The 18,249-nt window shown below is 62.0% G+C and carries 17 protein-coding genes; 6 read left to right on the forward strand and 11 right to left on the reverse strand.

Features of this window, described 5'->3' with window-relative positions; translation table 11 throughout:
• Window positions 1-1,311, reverse strand: a complete 1,311-nt coding sequence (locus AS9A_RS01070) for a class I SAM-dependent methyltransferase (protein WP_049793627.1) — start codon at window positions 1,309-1,311, stop codon at window positions 1-3.
• Entirely contained in the window at window positions 1,308-2,735 is a 1,428-nt protein-coding gene (locus AS9A_RS01075; protein ID WP_013805031.1) for an FAD-binding oxidoreductase, read from the reverse strand. Before AS9A_RS01075 ends, AS9A_RS01070 begins: the two co-directional genes overlap by 4 nt.
• A 175-nt stretch (window positions 2,736-2,910) precedes the next feature.
• Between AS9A_RS01075 and AS9A_RS01080 the strand changes: the two genes are divergently transcribed.
• From AS9A_RS01080 to AS9A_RS01095, 4 genes are all read left to right on the forward strand, one after another.
• Complete coding sequence (locus AS9A_RS01080; protein ID WP_013805032.1) at window positions 2,911-3,351, forward strand: SRPBCC family protein; 441 nt, start codon at window positions 2,911-2,913, stop codon at window positions 3,349-3,351.
• 86 nt (window positions 3,352-3,437) lie between these two features.
• Window positions 3,438-3,779 (forward strand): YbaB/EbfC family nucleoid-associated protein, encoded by a 342-nt coding sequence (locus tag AS9A_RS01085; RefSeq protein WP_013805033.1) that lies wholly within the window; start codon window positions 3,438-3,440, stop codon window positions 3,777-3,779.
• 12 nt (window positions 3,780-3,791) lie between these two features.
• On the forward strand, window positions 3,792-4,412 hold the full coding sequence (gene recR / locus AS9A_RS01090; protein ID WP_013805034.1) for a recombination mediator RecR: 621 nt from the start codon (window positions 3,792-3,794) through the stop codon (window positions 4,410-4,412).
• Between the two features lie 2 nt (window positions 4,413-4,414).
• Window positions 4,415-5,014 (forward strand): uridine kinase family protein, encoded by a 600-nt coding sequence (locus AS9A_RS01095; protein WP_237707860.1) that lies wholly within the window; start codon window positions 4,415-4,417, stop codon window positions 5,012-5,014.
• Between the two features lie 65 nt (window positions 5,015-5,079).
• Here AS9A_RS01095 and AS9A_RS01100 read toward each other — a convergent pair whose 3' ends face one another.
• From AS9A_RS01100 to leuA, 9 genes are all read right to left on the reverse strand, one after another.
• Window positions 5,080-5,796 carry a type 1 glutamine amidotransferase gene (locus AS9A_RS01100; RefSeq protein ID WP_013805036.1) on the reverse strand — a complete coding sequence of 239 codons (717 nt, stop codon included), beginning with the start codon at window positions 5,794-5,796 and terminating at the stop codon, window positions 5,080-5,082.
• Complete coding sequence (locus tag AS9A_RS01105) at window positions 5,789-7,075, reverse strand: Mur ligase family protein (RefSeq protein ID WP_013805037.1); 1,287 nt, start codon at window positions 7,073-7,075, stop codon at window positions 5,789-5,791. Before AS9A_RS01105 ends, AS9A_RS01100 begins: the two co-directional genes overlap by 8 nt.
• A 77-nt stretch (window positions 7,076-7,152) precedes the next feature.
• Window positions 7,153-7,509, reverse strand: a complete 357-nt coding sequence (locus AS9A_RS01110) for a cation:proton antiporter (protein ID WP_013805038.1) — start codon at window positions 7,507-7,509, stop codon at window positions 7,153-7,155.
• Complete coding sequence (locus AS9A_RS01115) at window positions 7,506-7,766, reverse strand: monovalent cation/H+ antiporter complex subunit F (protein WP_013805039.1); 261 nt, start codon at window positions 7,764-7,766, stop codon at window positions 7,506-7,508. The genes AS9A_RS01110 and AS9A_RS01115 overlap by 4 nt, the downstream gene beginning before the upstream one ends.
• A complete protein-coding gene (locus AS9A_RS01120) occupies window positions 7,763-8,170 on the reverse strand; it encodes a Na+/H+ antiporter subunit E (protein ID WP_013805040.1) in 408 nt (135 codons plus the stop codon). Before AS9A_RS01120 ends, AS9A_RS01115 begins: the two co-directional genes overlap by 4 nt.
• Window positions 8,167-9,663, reverse strand: coding sequence for a monovalent cation/H+ antiporter subunit D family protein (locus tag AS9A_RS01125; protein ID WP_013805041.1), 1,497 nt, complete (start codon window positions 9,661-9,663; stop codon window positions 8,167-8,169). The genes AS9A_RS01120 and AS9A_RS01125 overlap by 4 nt, the downstream gene beginning before the upstream one ends.
• Complete coding sequence (locus AS9A_RS23070) at window positions 9,660-10,127, reverse strand: sodium:proton antiporter (RefSeq protein ID WP_013805042.1); 468 nt, start codon at window positions 10,125-10,127, stop codon at window positions 9,660-9,662. The genes AS9A_RS01125 and AS9A_RS23070 overlap by 4 nt, the downstream gene beginning before the upstream one ends.
• Complete coding sequence (locus tag AS9A_RS01135) at window positions 10,124-12,979, reverse strand: DUF4040 family protein (RefSeq protein WP_013805043.1); 2,856 nt, start codon at window positions 12,977-12,979, stop codon at window positions 10,124-10,126. Before AS9A_RS01135 ends, AS9A_RS23070 begins: the two co-directional genes overlap by 4 nt.
• Before the next feature lie 425 nt (window positions 12,980-13,404).
• Window positions 13,405-15,210, reverse strand: coding sequence for a 2-isopropylmalate synthase (leuA, locus tag AS9A_RS01140; protein WP_041451359.1), 1,806 nt, complete (start codon window positions 15,208-15,210; stop codon window positions 13,405-13,407).
• Window positions 15,211-15,500: 290 nt separating this feature from the next.
• Here leuA and AS9A_RS01145 point away from each other — a divergent pair, with 290 nt between their 5' ends.
• Window positions 15,501-16,769 (forward strand): saccharopine dehydrogenase family protein, encoded by a 1,269-nt coding sequence (locus tag AS9A_RS01145; protein WP_041450768.1) that lies wholly within the window; start codon window positions 15,501-15,503, stop codon window positions 16,767-16,769.
• 214 nt (window positions 16,770-16,983) lie between these two features.
• A complete protein-coding gene (locus tag AS9A_RS01150) occupies window positions 16,984-18,249 on the forward strand; it encodes an aspartate kinase (RefSeq protein WP_013805046.1) in 1,266 nt (421 codons plus the stop codon).

The raw sequence follows: 18,249 nt of genomic DNA on the forward strand, positions 1-18,249 counted from the left end.
TCAGCGGGTCCACCACTGACCCAACGGGACCTGCGCTTCGCCATTCCGCGCGGTTTTGACCGCCAGGACCTGGTGCAGCTGAATCGAGTTCGTTTCAAACGCGACTCGTGAACCGGAAATGTACAGTCCCCAGACGCGGGCGGTGCCCTCGTCGGAGGCGTGCACACACGCGTCCCAGTCGCGAGCGAGGTTGCGGTTCCAGTCCCGCAGCGTCAGTGCGTAGTGCTCGCGGAGGTTCTCTTCGTGCCGCACCTCGAAACCGGCGTCGTGGACAGCTGAAATGATGAAGCCAGGTCCGGCGAGCTCTCCGTCAGGGAAAACGTACCGGTCAATGAAGTCACCTGCGCGGTTGCTTTGAAGGTTGTTCGGGCGAGTGATGCAATGGTTCAGCAGTCGTCCGCCTGGCCGCAACTTGTCCTTCAGGAAGCCGAAGTACGACGGGTAGTTCGCCAAACCGATGTGTTCAGTGAGGCCGATCGACGACACTGCGTCGAAGCCCGCCTCTGTGACATCGCGGTAGTCGCAGAAACGGACTTCCGCCAGATCGCCCAATCCTTCATGGGCAATCATCTTCTGAGCCCATTCCGCCTGTTTGCGGGACAATGTCGCACCGATGACATGAACGCCGCGCTTAGCGGCGAACCGCACCATGCCGCCCCACCCGCACCCGACGTCAAGCAGGCGATCCCCGGCTTTCAGGCCAAGTTTCTCGAAGACGAGTCGGTACTTGTTGTCCTGTGCTTCCTCCAGGGAACTGTCTGCGCTGGGGTAGGCCGCGCATGTGTACGTCATCGACGGGCCGAGGATGTGCTCGTAAAACTCGTTCGACACGTCGTAATGATGGTGGATTGCCGCAGCATCACGGCTCTTCGAGTGCAGCAGGCCAAGGGCCATCCGGCGCCAACGGGGCATGTTCTCTTGCGGGGGCGGCGCGACCGGTCGCAAGCGTTCCCAGCCGAGGGACCGCATGATCGAAGCGATCGTTGCTGGCGAGGGCCGCCGCACCCGGACGTCATGCGCGAGGATCTTCATTATCTCGTACGGGTCACCCTGATGAACCCCACTGACCTCGAGGTCGCCGGACACGTACGCGCGTGCGAGCCCGAGATCACCGGGCGCGGTAGCGAGGTAGGTCAGCCCGCGCGGCGTCGTGAGGTGCAAGCCGTAGCGGGCGGTTTCGGGGCCGAGCGCGCTGCCGTCGTACGCAGTGAACCGGATCGGGAAATCTCGCCCGAGTACCGCGCTGAGTATCTCAGCGACGTTCATCCTTTCGAGTTGGGGAGCCGTAAACGCCGTCAACACTGCCTTCATCGTCCTTGCACCGCCTTTGCATAGAGATCAAGTAACCGGCTGTTTGGGTCGTAGGTCTCTTTGAGTTCTCTATAGGTATCGCCGCCGTACAGCGCGTCAAACTCTTTTCGCTCGTAAAACGCATCTGAGTACAGCGATTTGTGACCGTCAAGGCGATCGACTTCGTTCTCGATCATCCGGTTGGTGTGCCCCTCGGGCTGGCCGGCCACGACCGGCACCGCTGACCAGAAGCCAACATTGACGTATGTGCGCTGAGGCTCGAGCGGATAGAGGGGCCATGGGCGTGAAGCCGGGGACGTCGGCGAAGGCAGGCCGGGGCTGCGTGTTTTTCGCAGGCGCAGCGGGCATAGCCATACCGGCTCGATCGGCACGTTCGCCAAGAACCACCGCAAGAAGCTCGCAGTGTTCTCGATCGGGACCTCGATGTCCTGGACTACGCGTTCCCGGGGGAGGTTGCCCTTCCGTTGTTCGATGAAGTCCGCGAGCCCAACCTGGCGGTCAAGCGCGATCAGCTTCCAGTAGAAGCTGCTGCGGCGATAGCGGCGTGGCCAGAATCTCCGGACCACTGGGTGTTGCGTTCCGAAGGCACGCGAGCACCAGAACCAGTCAGTATCCCAGCGCCATAGATAGTCATGAATGGTCATCCGGTCGACGACGGGAGTTTCAGCGCCACCGTGCTGTATTGAACGGTAGTAGATCTGGTTTCCGGTGTAGTCGCTGACCGGGCCGGGTTCGCTCGTCTGACGGCCAAGCGTGAGGTAGCTTTCCGTGGCTGAGAACATGACTCCATCGACGTAATGAACGGGTTCCCCGTCATACGTGTGTTCGTACGAAACGGTGTCAAGTGTCTCCTGAAGCTCATCGAGGCTAGTGAACCGCAGGTGCCTGAGTTCGACGTACGGCTCGACCGGTTCTAGTTCGATGCGCAGGCGCGTCGCATAGCCGAGCGTGCCGTACGAATTCGGAAACCCCCAGTACAAATCGCTATGGGGGCCTTCCGGGCCGGCCGTGACGACCTCCCCGGCGCCCGTCAGGATATCCATTTCGAGAACAGATTCATGGGGAAGCCCATTGCGGAACGAGGTGGACTCAATTCCCAGGCCCGTCACCGCGCCGCCGAGAGTGATCGTTTTGAGTTGCGGGACGACCAGGGGGACCAGATCGTATTCGAGCGTCGCCGCGACAAGGTCCTCGTATGTGCACATGCCGCCAACGTCGGCAGTGCGAGTGTCTGAGTCGATCCCAATCACGCGAGCCAGGCCGGATACGTCAAGCCCAGGAGCAGAAGTCTTTTCCCTGTGGCGGAATAGGTTTGACGTCTTCTTCGCCAGCCGCACCGGCGCGTCATCAGGAATCGCCCGATAGCTATGGATGAGGCGATCCACCGCAGCGGCGTGCGCCGCCGCACTAGCTTCAGGCGTCATCAGGCGCGTCGATCCGGTAGGCAGTCGAAGGCTCCGCACACTATCGACGATAGCCCGATCTTGACGCGGGCGGGGCGACCGAGATGTTGCCCGCGGGTGAACTTTCCGCGAGATAGGGCAGGATGGACACTGCTCGAGAAGCAAACTTGGTGTATGCCGAAAGGACACAAACTCAATGGCACAGGTCAGCGCGTCAAGTTCGATCACGATCGCGGCACCCGTCGACACGGTCTTCAGTGCCCTCGCTGACTACGAAACAGTGCGCCCGAGAATTCTGTCGGGGCACTATCGTGACTACCGCGTCCTCGAGGGCGGCCACGGTGAAGGCACGATCGCGCAGTGGATACTGCAGGCAACATCCAAGCGTTCACGCGACATCAAGGCTGCCGTGAGCATCGACGGCACGACAATTATTGAGCGCGACGTCAATTCCTCGCTGGTGACGACGTGGAGTGTGGCTCCCTCGGCCAGCGGCAGTGAGGTCACCACAAGGACCGAGTGGAATGGTGCTGGAGGGATCGGCGGGTTCTTCGAGAAGACATTCGCGCCGCTTGGACTCAAAAAAATCCAGGCTGAGGTGCTCGCCAACCTGAAAGCCGACGTGGAAAAGCAGTAAGTCGTGTGCCCGGCGCTGCTATGCGGCCACTACCCTGGTAGCACGACTGCCGGTTTCTGGCAGTCCTCAACGTGAAAGGACCTCTCATGCAACCAGATGGTGCGCCTGACATGCAGGCGATCATCCAGCAGGCCCAAGCGATGCAGCAGCAGCTCATGGAGGCCCAGGAGAAAATCGCGGCGACCGAGGTTGAGGGCCAGGCCGGTGGCGGCCTGGTGACCGCGAAAATCACAGGCACTGGCGAGATCATCGATATCACGATCGATCCCAAGGTCGTAGATCCTGATGACGTCGAGACGCTTCAGGATCTCGTGGTCGGGGCGATCAGGGATGCCAGCCAGAATGCGCAAAGTCTCGCGGCAGACGCACTCGGACCGTTTGCGTCCGGGATGGGTGGAGGCTCCGGTATTCCCGGGCTGCCTTTCTGAGGCAGAGGACGCGTGTACGAAGGACCAGTTCAGGACCTCATCGACGAACTGGGCAAGTTGCCCGGGATCGGACCGAAGAGCGCCCAGCGCATCGCGTTTCATCTCCTCACGGCAGATCGCGCCCAGATTGTGCGATTGCAGGACGCACTCCAGCGCATCCGCGATGGAGTGCAGTTCTGTGTTGTGTGCGGCACGGTCGCGGAGCACGAGAAATGCCGGATCTGTTCTGATTCGCGCCGGGACCGCACCATGATTTGTGTCGTGGAGGAGCCGAAGGATGTCCAGGCGGTCGAGCGGACGCGCGAGTTCAAGGGCGTCTACCACGTCCTCGGCGGCGCGCTTGATCCGCTTTCCGGGGTGGGCCCGGACCAATTGCGGATCCGTGAGCTCCTCGCGCGCATCGGGGGGCAAGTGCCCGAGGGTGACGACGCCGTCGAGGTCACTGAGGTCATCATTGCGACAGATCCGAACACCGAAGGCGAAGCAACAGCAACGTACCTAGTGCGGATGTTGCGGGGCTTCCCGGGTCTCTCCGTGACGCGTCTCGCATCGGGTCTGCCCATGGGTGGGGACCTGGAGTTCGCGGACGAACTGACGCTTGGCCGGGCGCTATCCGGGCGCCGCGCATTGTGAGAGTGCGCGGGGACCGTGGTCTCGATGAAGACGCTTTGACTAGGGCGGCTGATGTGGTGTCGCGGCGAGCTCCCAAGCTCGGTGCCGTGCGTCTCGGGGCGATCGACGGGCCATCAGGCTCCGGAAAGACGGTGTTCTCGCAAGCACTCTCGAACGAACTGAATCGCAGAGGCATGTTCGTTGCGGTTATCCCCTGCGACGACTTCGCCACTTGGGATCGTCCCGCTGCATGGTGGCCGATGCTTGAGGCCGGGGTCCTTAACCCAATCGAACGGGGTGCGGACGGGCGCTATCAGGCGATTCGATGGGCTGGCGGCCTCCCGGTCCCCGGGCCGTTCGTTGATGTGCCCCCGCCCGACGTGCTCCTAATCGAGGGTGTGTCGAGCGCGCGCCGGTCAGTCGCGGGAAGGCTATCCGTCGCCGTCTGGGTCGAGTGGGGGGATGCGGCCGCGCGGCTCGAAGCCGCTGTAGCACGGGATGGCGAGGCGTGTCGTGCGCCCCTGCAGGACTGGCAGGCGTTCGAGCGCGGGTGGTTTCCCGTCGACGGAACACGGGCGCGATGTGACGTCATCGCAGGCGAATCGCCCGGCTCTATCGCTTGAACGTTATGTAGTTCACGACGTATTCGAGTGTCAACTACAAACCGATCGTGCCCGTCAGGGCTTGACTATTTCGCGACGGCGAGCCGTTCCTTGCGTAACTGCGCGACCTCGTCGAGTGGCAGCGGTGTGAGTTCCTCGACGCCAAGCGCGCGCTGGATGATCAGGTCTGCGAGTTCCGGATTGCGAGCGAGCGCCGGACCGTGCATGTAGGTGCCAATGACGGACCCTTGAACTGCGCCTTCGAATCCGTCACCCACACCGTTCCCGACGCCGTACGTCACCCGGCCCAGCGGAGCTGCCTGGGGACCGAGTGTGGTACCCCCGCGGTGATTCTCGAAACCCGTTAGCGGCGCGGTCAAGCCGTCCGCCACAGGTGTACTGATCACCTCTCCGATAGCGCGCACATCTTGCGGCGATGTCGTCGCGTCCAGCATCGAGACACCGTCAACGCGCTCGCCCGAGGAGGTCTCGTACCAGTGGCCTAGGACTTGGATAGCTGCACAAATCGCGAGCACTGGCGCGCCGCGCTCGGCGGCGCGCTGCAAGCCGGGATAACGGTTCAGATGCCGTGTAGCGAGCCGCTGCGCGTAGTCTTCGGCGCCGCCGAGGGTGTACATATCGAGCGACTCAGGAACCTCATCGTCGAGCGTAATCTCCACGATTTCCGCGTCGATCCCACGCATCCGCATCCGCTGACGCAGGATGAGCGCATTACCGCCGTCGCCGTAGGTGCCCATGACGTCGGGCAGCACAAGACCGATCCGCACCGTCGACTCAGCCACGTGCCACCTCCCGTTCGATAGCCCTGTTCAGCCCCAGGAATGCCGTGTAGTTCGCGAGCACTTCAACCCGGCCAGGCGGGCATGACCGGATGGCAGCAATTGGGTCTTTGATCAGCGTGTGCTCGACACCTGCGTAGGTGAGGCGAACCCCCAGGTCCGTGCCGCGCTCCCCGGCCGCGACGACCTGAATGCCCTCAAAATGCTCGAAGCGCACGTCCCACAGCCACGACAGGTCCTCCCCGTCGGGTACCTGCCCGTTTACCGCGATCACGAGGCCATCAACGCTGTGATCGATCATCGACAGCGCTTCCTGCCAGCCGGCGGGGTTCTTCGCCAGCAGCATCCGCACGTTGTGCGAGCCAACTTGAACTGTGCTGTACCGGCCTGCGACCTCACGCACACCGGAGACGGCCGCGACGGCAGCGTCGGGCGCTACCCCCATTGCGACGGCAGCCGCAACAGCCTGAGCTGCATTGCCGCGGTTGGCGCGGCCGGGCAGCGATAAGCTCATCGGTACCTTGACACCGTCTGGCCCGTAAAGATGGTCATCGTCAACCCACCAGTGCGGCGCCGGACGGCGGAAGTCGCTGCCGGTACTGCGCCAGTCGGTGCCATCGCGCGCGATCGGTTCACCTGTGCGCGGGCAACTTACCGAGTCCCCGACCCAGCTGTTGCCCGCAGCGACCCACACGACGTTCTGACAATCGTAGGCGGCTGACGTCACCAGAACGTCGTCGCAGTTCGCAACAACAACTGCCTCAGGGTGACGTTCCAGTCCGGCACGAAGCCGCCGCTCGATCATGTTGATTTCGCCAACGCGATCGAGCTGGTCCCGGGACAGGTTCAGCAGAATGATCGCTCTGGGGCTGGTGAAGTCCGAGACATGGGGGAGATGAAGTTCATCGACCTCGATGGCTGCAAGTGGTGCGTGGAGATTCTGATTGAACGCGGCGACAATGCCCGCATCCATGTTCGCGCCATCGGTGTTCGTGGCGACTTCGCCAAGTTCGGATAGCGCGGCGGACGTCATTCGCGTGGTTGTCGACTTGCCGTTGGTCCCTGAAATCAGCACTGTCCGGCGGTAACTCGCAAGCTGCTTCATGATCGACTTGTCGATTTTGAGCGCTATCAGACCGCCGATCATGTTTCCCGCGCCCCGCCCTGATCTGCGTGACGCCCACGACGCCGATCGCGCCGCACGCAGGGCGAGCTTGCCGCGCGCAGTGATCGGTGCGCGCGCTACTTCTCCGGGGTCTCCGGGTGTGTTCCCCTTGGCCATGGGAAGAGGCTAGTTCGACTGGGCGGTCTCGTGCGCGCTGAACGCCCGAATTTGTCCCCGTAGCACTGCGATGATTGTCACTTTTGCGTGGACTCCCTAGGCGGGTCATAGACGGAAAGGTCGTTGTAGAGGGTCTGCGGGGCCAGCGGAGCGCCCGTGAGATACCCGGCGCGCCCTAAGGCATGTCCGCCGACAGCGGCTGTCGCAAGGTTGATCACAATAGCGAGCGACGCTTTCACGATGTTGAGCGCTGAAGGCTCGTGCAGCAGCACACCGAGCACGATAAGCGCGATCCCCAGGCCGGATGCGGTGGTGATCGCGCTTATTCGCGCGTAGAGGTCGGGCAGTTTGAGTACGCCGATCGCGGCTGAGACGAACGCCAGAGTTCCCAGGACGATGAAGATGGTGCCGACGACTTCGAGAATTGAACTCATCGCTGCCCCCTTGTGACGAGACGAGCAATGCTGAGCGTTGCCAGGAATCCCACGACTGTAGCGACGAGAACGATGTCGAGAACGATGTCCGTGGTCATCCGTAGTCCGAATAGCGCGACTACGCCGATAAAAGCGAAAAACACGAGGTCGGCTGCGACACCACGGTCAGCGTCTCGCGGACCGGTAAGGACGCGGTAGGACGCGGGAATGAGTGTGAGCGCAACGATCACGAGAGCCACGTCGATGATCAGGGTCATGACGCGCCTCCTGCCGAGTTGGTCTTCTTCGTTCCGGCTGTGGAAGGAATAGCGCCCATTTCTCCGTTGCGGCGCATTGCGTGCAGGAGACGCCGCTCAGCTTCGTACAGTTCAGCCTTGAATGCATCCTTGTCCGCTGCGTACATTCCGTGCACATAGAGGACTGGCGGATCGTTCTGAACTGACAGCGTCAGCGTTCCAGGCGTGAGCGAAATCAGATTCGCAAGCATCGTGATTTCAAGATCTGTGCTGCAGCGCAGGGGAAGCCGCACGATTCCTGCGGACATTCGGGTGCCGGGAGTGACGATGTCCCACCCCACGGCGACGTTCGATTTCGTCAGCTCCCAGATGTAGTACAGAACGAAACTCAATGCCCGGAACGGCCAGGTCAGAGTAGTACTCATTGTCCAATCACCGCCTCTACGTACCCGCTCACGTCAAGCAGTCCAGCTGCGGCCTGTTCAGAGAGAACCAGTAGGCCCTGCGCACCGATTCCCACCGCCAGGGTGACGACCGCTAGCACGACCGCTGGCATCGCTACGGAAGGTTTGATGTGGGTCAGCAATCGTCCGGGTTTGCGTGCACTCACCAGACTGACACCATCCTCAGGTGCGCGGCCCCAGAAGACGCCCTTCCAGATCTTCAGCATCGACATCAACGTCAGCAGGCTGACGACCACGGCGATCACCGCGGCGGCGATCTGGGCTTCATCGATCGCTGCCCGCACGAGCACGAGCTTCGCGACGAACCCCGAGAAGGGGGGAAGGCCGGCAAGTGAGAACGCCGCGCCCAAAAAGGCCGCCGCGATGAGCGGTTCAGTACGGGCGATTCCCTGCACCTTGCCGAGATCGTTCGTTTTGTACGTGACTTCGACTGCGCCGGTGGATAAGAACAGCGACGCTTTGACCACCATGTGGTGCAGCAGGTAGAAGATGCCAGCAGTCAGTCCGATGGGGCCGAACAACGCGACACCGAGCAGGATGTATCCAATCTGGCTGATCATGTGGAAGGTGAGGATCGACCGTGTGGTGTTTTCACCGACGGCGCCGAGCACGCCGATGAGCATGGTCGCCGACATGATCACAATGCCGATCCACAGGTAACGGCTGTCGCCCTCGTAGATCACCGCGTAGATCCGGTAGATGGCGTAGATCGCGACTTTGGTGTGGAGCCCGGAGAAGAGCGCCGTGACTGCAGGGGAGGTATACGGGTATGTCCGCGCGAGCCAGCCGTGCACAGGCACCACCGCTGCCTTGACGCCGAGGGCAATGAGAACCACAGCGACAGCAGCACCGATCAGCGGATCCTCACTACCCGCACCCGCCAGTTCGGCGATGTTCACCGTCCCAGCAACGCCATAAACCAGTCCGACCCCGACGAGGAAGATCGTCGACGTCATCAGGTTCATCGTTACGTACAGCCGTCCCGCCGACAGGCGCCGGAGCCCGCCGAGCATGGCGATCAGGCCGTAGGACGGCAGGAGCATCACCTCAATGAAAACGAAGAGATTGAAGAGGTCGCCTGTGAGGAGTGCGCCGTAGACACCGCCAGAGAGGACCAGGACCAGCGGTGCGAAGTACGCGCGGTCGTCGTCTCCGGTCGCTATACCGAAAGCGGAGCACACGAGGCCCAGAAGTGCGGTCACGATCAGCATCAGCGCGCTGAACATATCCGCGACCAGGGGGATCGCAATGCCGCTCGGCCACAGCGCGATGCTGTGCCCGAGGACGTTCCCACCGTAGGTTTCGACAGCAAGCCAGATTCCGAAGCCGAGTGCGAACGCGTTGGTCCCGAGGAGGATGGTCCGGCGCACCAACAGGGGCGTATGCATCACGGTCAGCAGTGCCGCCGCGAGCAGGGGGACGATGATTACGAAAGCGAGGTAGGCACTGTTCATGGGTTGCCCTCGCCATGCACGTCAGATGTCCGCATGCCTTCTCCCTTGGGCGAAGCCGACGGAACGTCTCCCCGCTGGATCTTCTCTGTCGATCCGGCGTCAGTCTCGGTCACGGTCTCCTCTGCTCCGGGAGGTTTTGGTTTATCGGCTGGTATCGGGGGATCGTCGGTGTCATCGTCACCGGAACCAGCGCCAGCAAGAGTCAGCATGTAGATGGTGATCGAAAAGGCAATCACGATCGCGGTCAGTGCGAAGGCCTGCGGCAGCGCGTCGGCCGCCCCAGCGAGGTCTGTTAACTGCACGAGAGGTGCCTCGCGCCGTGATGCGACCCCGGCGGACAAGAGCACGAGGTTCGCTGCGTGCCCGAGCAGGACGAAGCCGAACGTGATTCGGACCATGCCGCGCTGGAGCACGAGGTAAACGCCGCCCGCTACGAGCACGCCGACGAAGAGCGCAAGAGTCATCGTCGGCCTCCTGTCATCGCTTCGTGTTCTGGCTCATTACTGGCTGGCGGGTCCCTATCCGGGGGAGCGCCGTCCGGCGCGTCCGGAGTGTAGGCGGCGGGTGTGTCTTCGACGCCAAGCCGGTTGAGGGCGGCGAGTATGACACCGACGACGGCGAGATAGACGCCGATATCGAAGATGAGCGCCGTGGTGAAGTGGTAATACGCGTCACCTGGCAGCGGGATGTTGTAGTGCAGCGGCCGGAGGAACGACCCATCGGCGAAGCCGAGCACACCCACGAGTGTGGCGATGCCGATTCCGGAGGCGATCAGCCCCACATACGGCAAGCGGATGGGTGCGCGTGCCGCACTCGGCGCGCTGAGGTACGCGAGTGCGAATCCGGCACCACCAACGAGCGCGGAGATGAAACCTCCACCAGGGAGATCATGCCCGCGGATGAGGAGGTACAGCGATAGAATGATGAGGACGGGTGCGAGCCAGCGCCCGACTGTGCGCGCCAGGATCGTGTTGCCGACGGCGGAGCCGATGGGCGCATCCTTCAACTCGGTGGCGCGAGGATCACGGTCTCCGCGAAGGAGTCCGCTCGAGTCGAGTACCGAAATGATGACGAGCCCCGCGACGCCCAAGACTGTCAATTCTCCAAGAGTGTCGAGCGCACGGAAGTCGACAAGAATTGTGTTGACAACGTTCGTTCCGCCCGTTTCCTCTTCTGCTTCCCGGATGAAGTACTCACCCGCCTGAGAAATTTCGCGACGGCCGGTGAGCGTGTAGGTGGCGAGCGCTGCGCTCGCTCCGGCGATGACAGCGATTCCCGCGGTCAGGGCTGTGCGCGACTTGCTTACTGTGTGGAAGACGCGGGGCAGCCGACGAAGTATGAGTACGGCGACGACAACCGTGAGTACCTCGACGAGCAGCTGTGTCAGACCTACATCGGGAGCGCCGAGCACAAAGAAGAGCAGCGCGACGACGAAACCGACGACGCCGAGCAAGGCCAGCGCGGCGAGGCGTGACCGTGCAATGACAATGCCGATCACACCAGCTGACACGAGCAGCAGCAGCAGCCAGTCGATCGGCTGTGTGACGGGCTCAGGGAACGCGGGAACCACTGGACTGCTGACGAACACTCCGATCGCGAGCAGCGCCAGTAATACGAACGGTGCCGCGAGGTGGCGAGTCGGCGAATTCGAGCGAGTGAGGTCTCCGACCCGCGCTCCAAAGGCGATCGTGCCATCGTAGATCCGTTCGAATACCTCCACGCCCGTGATCGGGAAGAGGCGCCGGTCGAGCAGACGGTCGATCGTGTTGCGGAGCAGGAAGAGGACGATACCGACGCCGATCGTGATCATCGACATGATGAACGCTGCGTTGACCCCGTGCCACAGCGTTAGGTAGAAGGTGCCCACAAGGCCCTGCGTATCCAGTACGACCCGCTCGATCAGGGGGTCGAGGAACCCGGCGTAGAAACCGAGAACGAGGCCAGCCAGCGATGACACGGCAGCGGGCAGCAGGAAGATCAAGGAGGGCTCACGCAGCTTCACCTGCTCGGTTGGGCCACTGAACGCGCCATACACGATCCGGAATGAGTACGCGAACGTCAGGATCGCGCCGATAACCGCGAATGTGCCGACAAGCGGGCCAACGAAGTCCGGTCCGGGCGCCTCGAGGAAGGCTCCGAACATGTTCTCTTTCGAGATGAAACCTAGGAGCGGTGGTACGCCTGCCATGGAGAGTGCCGAGAGCGCGGTGAGGGCGGCGGTGAGGGGCATGACACGGCGCAACCCAGTGAGTTTACGGATGTCCCTGCTTCCGACTTCACGGTCGATCACGCCGACGAGCATGAAGAGGGTTGCTTTGAATAGCGCGTGGGCAAGGGTGTGAATACCTGCCGCCGCGAGGGCAGCGGGTGTGCCGATACCGATGACGGCGACGAGGAATCCAAGCTGGCTCACCGTCGAGTAGGCGAGAAGCTCTTTCAAATCGTGGCGTTGCAGCGCGAAAACTGCGCCCATGATCGCCGTCAGCAGACCGACACTGATCAGCGTCACGTGCCAGACGGTGTTGTCGCTCAGCACTGGTGAGAAGCGCATCAGCAGGTAGATGCCGGCCTTCACCATCGCCGCCGCATGCAGGTAGGCGCTCACCGGTGTCGCTGCCGCCATGGCGTCTGGCAGCCAGTAGTGGAACGGGAACTGCGCGGACTTCGTGAACGCAGCGATGATGATGAGCACGCCGACAGTCGTTGCGAACGTTCCGTTTTCCTGCCAGACAGGGTGCGCGAGGATCACGCTGAGCTGCGATGTTCCGGTGAACACGATCATGGTGACGACCGCGGACAACAGTGCGAGTCCGCCGCCCGCGGTGAGGAGCAGGGTCCGCATCGCCGGCTTGTTGGCGTGCAGGCCTGTCCGGCCAATCAGGAAGAACGACGCGATTGTCGTGAACTCCCAGAAGACGAACAGCAACACGACGTCGTCAGCAACAACGAGCCCGAACATCGCCGCCGCGAAGAGCGACATCAGGGCGTAGAACCCGGCGTGACGGCCATGACTGAAGTAGCGCGTGGAGTAAGCCATGATCAGCGCACCCACACCGAGCACCAGGGCGGTGAACAGGAGGCCGGTGCCGTCGAGCCGAAGGTGGAAATTCACGCCGATTGCGGGCATCCACGGCTGGCTATACTCGATCACCCCGCCGTCACGAAGGCGCGGGGGCGCCTCGTAGAAAATCCAGCCGCCGAGACCGAGGAAGGTCGCTGCGAGAACCCAGCCGGTTGTACGGCCCAGGTACTTGTCCAGCAATGGCGATGCCACGGCCGCCAACGCCAGCAAGCTGAGAACCAACGGCAGAACCACGTACCAACCCCTTTAGCGGATGCTCGGCAAAAGACACGTCTCTTAGGGGGCGCCCCAGGCTGAGGGCCCCGTCAGTGGGGTGTTGCTGGCGGCGGGCAGCCACTACCGTGGTGCCCCCACGTGCTCGGATACCCGTTGGAACCGGAAAAGCTGAGACGGCCTCGAGTCCCGAGGAGTGCGGTGTGAAATTCGGACAGCAGCGGGTAGGCAGTCATACTTCCCCCTTCGCTGATGTCAGGCTCGCCGAAGTCACGATATCAGGGGCTCGTAACAGGGTTGTGAAACATCCCGCTCCTTGGACAAGCGGAATGAACGCAGAAATTTCCACGTGGGACGCAAAATCCGCCGCCAGGACAAGCCACAGCGGCGGATTTCAGGAGGTGAGAACGATCACTATTGCGCGGTGCGCCCCGGTTGCGGAACCCCTAGGGGGTCACTGCGACCGCGCGGTTGACCGCGGAGACAACTGCGCGCAGCGATGCTGTAGTTATCGACGTAGCGATACCGACACCCCACACCTGCTGGTCACCGACGAGGCACTCCACGTACGCGGCAGCCGACGCGTCATCACCGGCGGACATCGCGTGTTCGCTGTAGTCGAGCACGCGAACGTCGAGGTTCAGGGTCGCGAGTGCATGGACGAATGCAGCGAGGGGACCGTTTCCCTTGCCGGAGATCTCGCGCTCCGCACCGTTGTAGACCACAGACGCAGTGATGGAATCAGTGCCGCCGTCGACCTCCGCCTGGTCGTACAGCTGACGGATTCGCTCGAGCGGGCTGACCGGTTCCAGATATTCCTTGGAGAAGGCCTTCCACATGGCTTCAGGACTGATCTCACCGCCTGCTGAGTCGGTGTGTTGCTGGATCGTCCGCGAGAACTCGATCTGGAGGCGACGCGGCAGTTGCAGACCATGGTCGGTCTTCATGATGTAGGCGACACCGCCCTTGCCGGACTGTGAATTGACGCGGATGACAGCCTCGTAGGTACGCCCCACGTCCTTCGGATCGATCGGCAGGTAGGGCACTTGCCAAAGTATGTTGTCGACCTCAGTGTCCTGAACGTCGGCATCTTCCCGCATGGCGTCGAAGCCCTTGTTGATCGCATCCTGGTGACTGCCGGAGAATGCGGTGTACACCAGGTCACCCCCGTAGGGATGGCGTTCCGGGACTGCTAGCTGGTTGCAGTACTCGACGGTCCGGCGGATGTCATCAATGTCGGAGAAGTCGATCTGCGGGTCCACGCCGCGGCTGAAGAGGTTCATGCCCAGCGTCACCAGGCACACGTTGCCGGTGCGTTCCCCGTTGCCGAACAGGCAGCCTTCGATGCGGTCCGCACCAGCCTGGTAGCCCAGTTCAGCTGCGGCGACAGCGGTTCCACGATCGTTGTGTGGGTGCAGGCTCAGGATGATGGAGTCGCGACGCTCGAGATTGCGGTGCATCCACTCGATGGAATCGGCATAAACGTTGGGGGTCGCCATCTCCACCGTTGCCGGGAGGTTGATGATCATCGGCTGTTCGGGCGTGGGCGCGAAGATCTCGGTCACGGCATCGCAAACGTCCTTGGCGTAGCTCAGTTCAGTCCCGGTATAGGACTCGGGCGAGTACTGCCACATCCAGTTCGTGTCTGGATACTTCGCCGCTTCCTCAAGGCAAACCAGCGCGCCATCCATCGCGATTTTCTTGATGACGTCTTTATCGGCGCGGAACACGACGCGTCGCTGCAGGATTGAGGTCGAGTTGTAGATGTGAACGATTGCGTTCTTCGCGCCCCTGCAGGCTTCGAAGGTCCGGCGAATCAATTCTTCACGGCACTGCGTGAGCACCTGGATGTACACGTCGTCCGGGATTGCGCCCTCTTCGATGATCTCGCGGACGAAATCGAAATCGGTCTGGCTCGCTGAAGGGAAGCCGACCTCGATGTGCTTGTACCCCATGCTGACGAGCAGGTCGAACATCCGCCGTTTGCGGGCTGGGCTCATCGGATCGATGAGCGCCTGGTTCCCATCGCGGAGATCCACAGCACACCACAGCGGAGCCCGCTCCGTGACGTTGTCGGGCCAGGTCCGGTCGGGCAGCGAGATGTGTTCGACTTCCTCGTCAAAGGGCCGGTACCGGTAGACGGGCAGGGAGCTGCCTTTTTGAGTGTTCCATGAAGGCTGCCCGGCAGGTTTTGGGCGAGAGGGGGCGGAGGTTGCGGCGACCTGCCCAGCCTCAGGTTCAACAATGGTCATCGGAAGATCTTTCTCGGGTAAGTAAGGCTTTGCTCCCACAGGGAGTAGACCAGCACCAGAAAGTCCCGCGACGGGATGCCGGTCTGCGTCAGATCCCGTCGCGGCGCTTAAGGAGAAGACCGCGATGCATGTCTTCACTGTACCCCGGCGCGCAAGGTTCTTATCCTCGGCGGTCAGTGTGCGCCTGATCTGTGGAGTTTGGTTTTGCGTCGGCGTCGCTGCGATAACAGTGGCACGAATTGGCGGATCTTCCATGACGGGAGGTAATCGCGGAGGCTAGCGTGTGGGACATGGCAACCGGTGGCCCCTCAGAACGTGAATTTGACCTCATCCTCTACGGAGCGAGTGGATTCGTGGGCAGGCTGACTGCGCAGCATCTCGCGCAGAGCGCGCCCGACTACGCGCGAATCGCGCTCGCTGGGCGGTCTAAACAGAAACTCCAGGCCGTGATCGACGAAATTGGTGGGGTCGCGCACACGTGGCCCGTAGTGGAGGCGGATGCAAGTGATCCCGCTTCGCTCGCCGCGATGGCGGGCCGAACTCGCACCGTGGTGACGACGGTGGGCCCGTACGCGAAGTATGGCCTGCCCCTTGTCGAGGCTTGCGTGAATGCTGGGACGGATTACGCCGATCTCACAGGAGAGCAGCTTTTCGTCCACGACAGCATCGAGAAGTTCCACGAGCGAGCGCAGGAAACCGGCGCGCGCATCGTGCATTCCTGCGGGTTCGACTCCATCCCGTCCGATCTGAATGTCTATTCGATCTATCAGCAGGCGCTTGCCGACGACGCTGGTGAACTGTCCGATACAACGCTGTACGTGAAGGCGATGCGCGGTGGAATGAGCGGCGGTACTGTCGCATCGGGCCGCCGCCAGATGGAGCGGGAGAGCGAGAACCCCGAACTCGCGAGAATCGTCAAGGACCCCTACACATTCAGTACTGACCGCACGCTTGAGCCGGATCTTGGTGACCAGAAAGACAGCGGATTCGGCAAAGCCAGTGATATCGACCCCTCGCTGAAAGGGTGGACCGCCACGTTCTTGATGGCGCCTTACAACACGCGTGTTGTAAGGCGCACAAACGGTCTCCTGGGATGGGCGTACGGAAAGCAGTTCCGCTACCGCGAAGTAATGGGGACTGGATCGTCAGTAGCGTCGCCACTGTTCGCTGCCGCACTGTCGGGTGCTCTGGGCGCGATGTGGAAGTTCGGGCCGACACTGTTCCGGCGAGCGCCCCAGAAGGTGATTGACCGGGTGCTCCCGCAGCCTGGATCAGGTCCAAGCGAAGAAGCGCGGCTCAAGGGCTTTTTCGTGATTGAGACCTATGCGGACACGTCGTCCGGAGCCCGGTACAAGGCCACCTTTGCTGCGCAGGGTGACCCGGGTTACGCGGCCACGGCGGTGATGCTCGGAGAGGCTGGGCTCTGTCTGGCGCTTGACCGTGACCAGCTCTCTGCGCTCACAGGAGTGATCACACCGGCAGCGGCTATGGGTGAGGCACTGCCCACGCGATTGCGCGCGGCCGGGGTCAAAATGGAAACTGAGCGCATCAACGCCTAGGAAAGCGCACTTCCGTCTCATAGGGCGGATCCTGTGCATTTTCTTAAAACTAGCTGAACGCGGTGTGCGATAGGGGCGCTGAACAGTGCAGATGCTGGTCTTCCGCGTCACGCTCAGCTGACTTGAGCGCGGTTGCGCAGGCGCATTCCAGGAGAAACCTCGGTAGAGTGTTCGTTTGGAATCCCGGCAATTTTCCGAAAGGGTGAGTTTCAGCGTGGCGCTAGTCGTGCAAAAGTACGGAGGATCCTCGGTGCAGTCCGCCGAGCGCATCAAGCGTGTCGCCGAGAGGATCGTCGAGACAAAGCGCCAGGGCCATGACGTGGTTGTTGTTGTGTCGGCGATGGGCGATACGACAGACGATCTGCTTCAACTGGCCGCCGATGTGTCACCCGCGCCGCATCCGCGTGAAATGGACATGTTGCTGACCGCGGGCGAGCGGATCTCGAACGCTCTCGTGGCCATGGCGATTCACGCCTTGGGTGCCGAAGCCCGATCGTTTACGGGTTCGCAAGCGGGGGTCATCACCACCCAATCGCATGGCAAGGCGAAGATCATCGATGTGACGCCGGGGCGCGTGCGGACAGCGCTCGACGAGGGGTCGATCGTGCTCGTTGCCGGCTTTCAGGGCGTCAGCCAGGACAGCAAAGACGTCACAACGCTAGGACGCGGTGGGTCCGACACGACTGCGGTAGCTCTTGCTGCCGCGCTGAACGCTGATGTCTGCGAGATCTACACAGACGTTGATGGTGTTTACAGTGCTGACCCGCGCATCGTCCCGAATGCGCGCAAGCTAGACAATATTTCGTTCGAAGAAATGCTCGAGATGGCGGCCGCCGGCGCGAAGGTGCTGATGTTGCGCTGTGTTGAATACGCACGGCGCTATAACACGCCGATTCACGTCCGATCGTCATATTCGAACAAACCCGGAACAATCGTGTCCGGATCAATGGAGGACATTCCTGTGGAAGACGCCATTCTGACCGGAGTTGCGCATGATCGCAGCGAGGCCAAAGTCACGGTCGTCGGCATCCCGGACGCGCCTGGTTTCGCGGCGCAGGTTTTCCGGGCTGTCGCAGACGCGGAAATCAACATTGACATGGTGCTGCAGAACGTTTCCAAGGTGGAGACCGGCAAGACCGACATCACATTCACCCTGCCTCGGTCTGACGGCCCCAAGGCTGTCGAGTATCTGACGAAGCTGCAGGATAAGATCGGTTTCAGCCAGGTGCTCTATGACGATCACATCGGCAAACTGTCGCTAATCGGTGCGGGCATGCGCTCGCATCCCGGTGTGACCGCGACGTTCTGCGAGGCGCTGGCGAATGCAGGGGTCAACATCGAGTTGATTTCGACCTCGGAGATCCGCATCTCGGTCTTGTGCCGCGATACCGAACTCGACAAGGCGGTCGCTGCTGTTCACCAGGCTTTTCAGCTCGGTGGCGATCAGGAAGCTGTCGTCTACGCCGGATCGGGGATCTGA

The sequence above is a fragment of the Hoyosella subflava DQS3-9A1 genome, assembly GCF_000214175.1.
GTDB classification, from domain to species: domain Bacteria; phylum Actinomycetota; class Actinomycetes; order Mycobacteriales; family Mycobacteriaceae; genus Hoyosella; species Hoyosella subflava.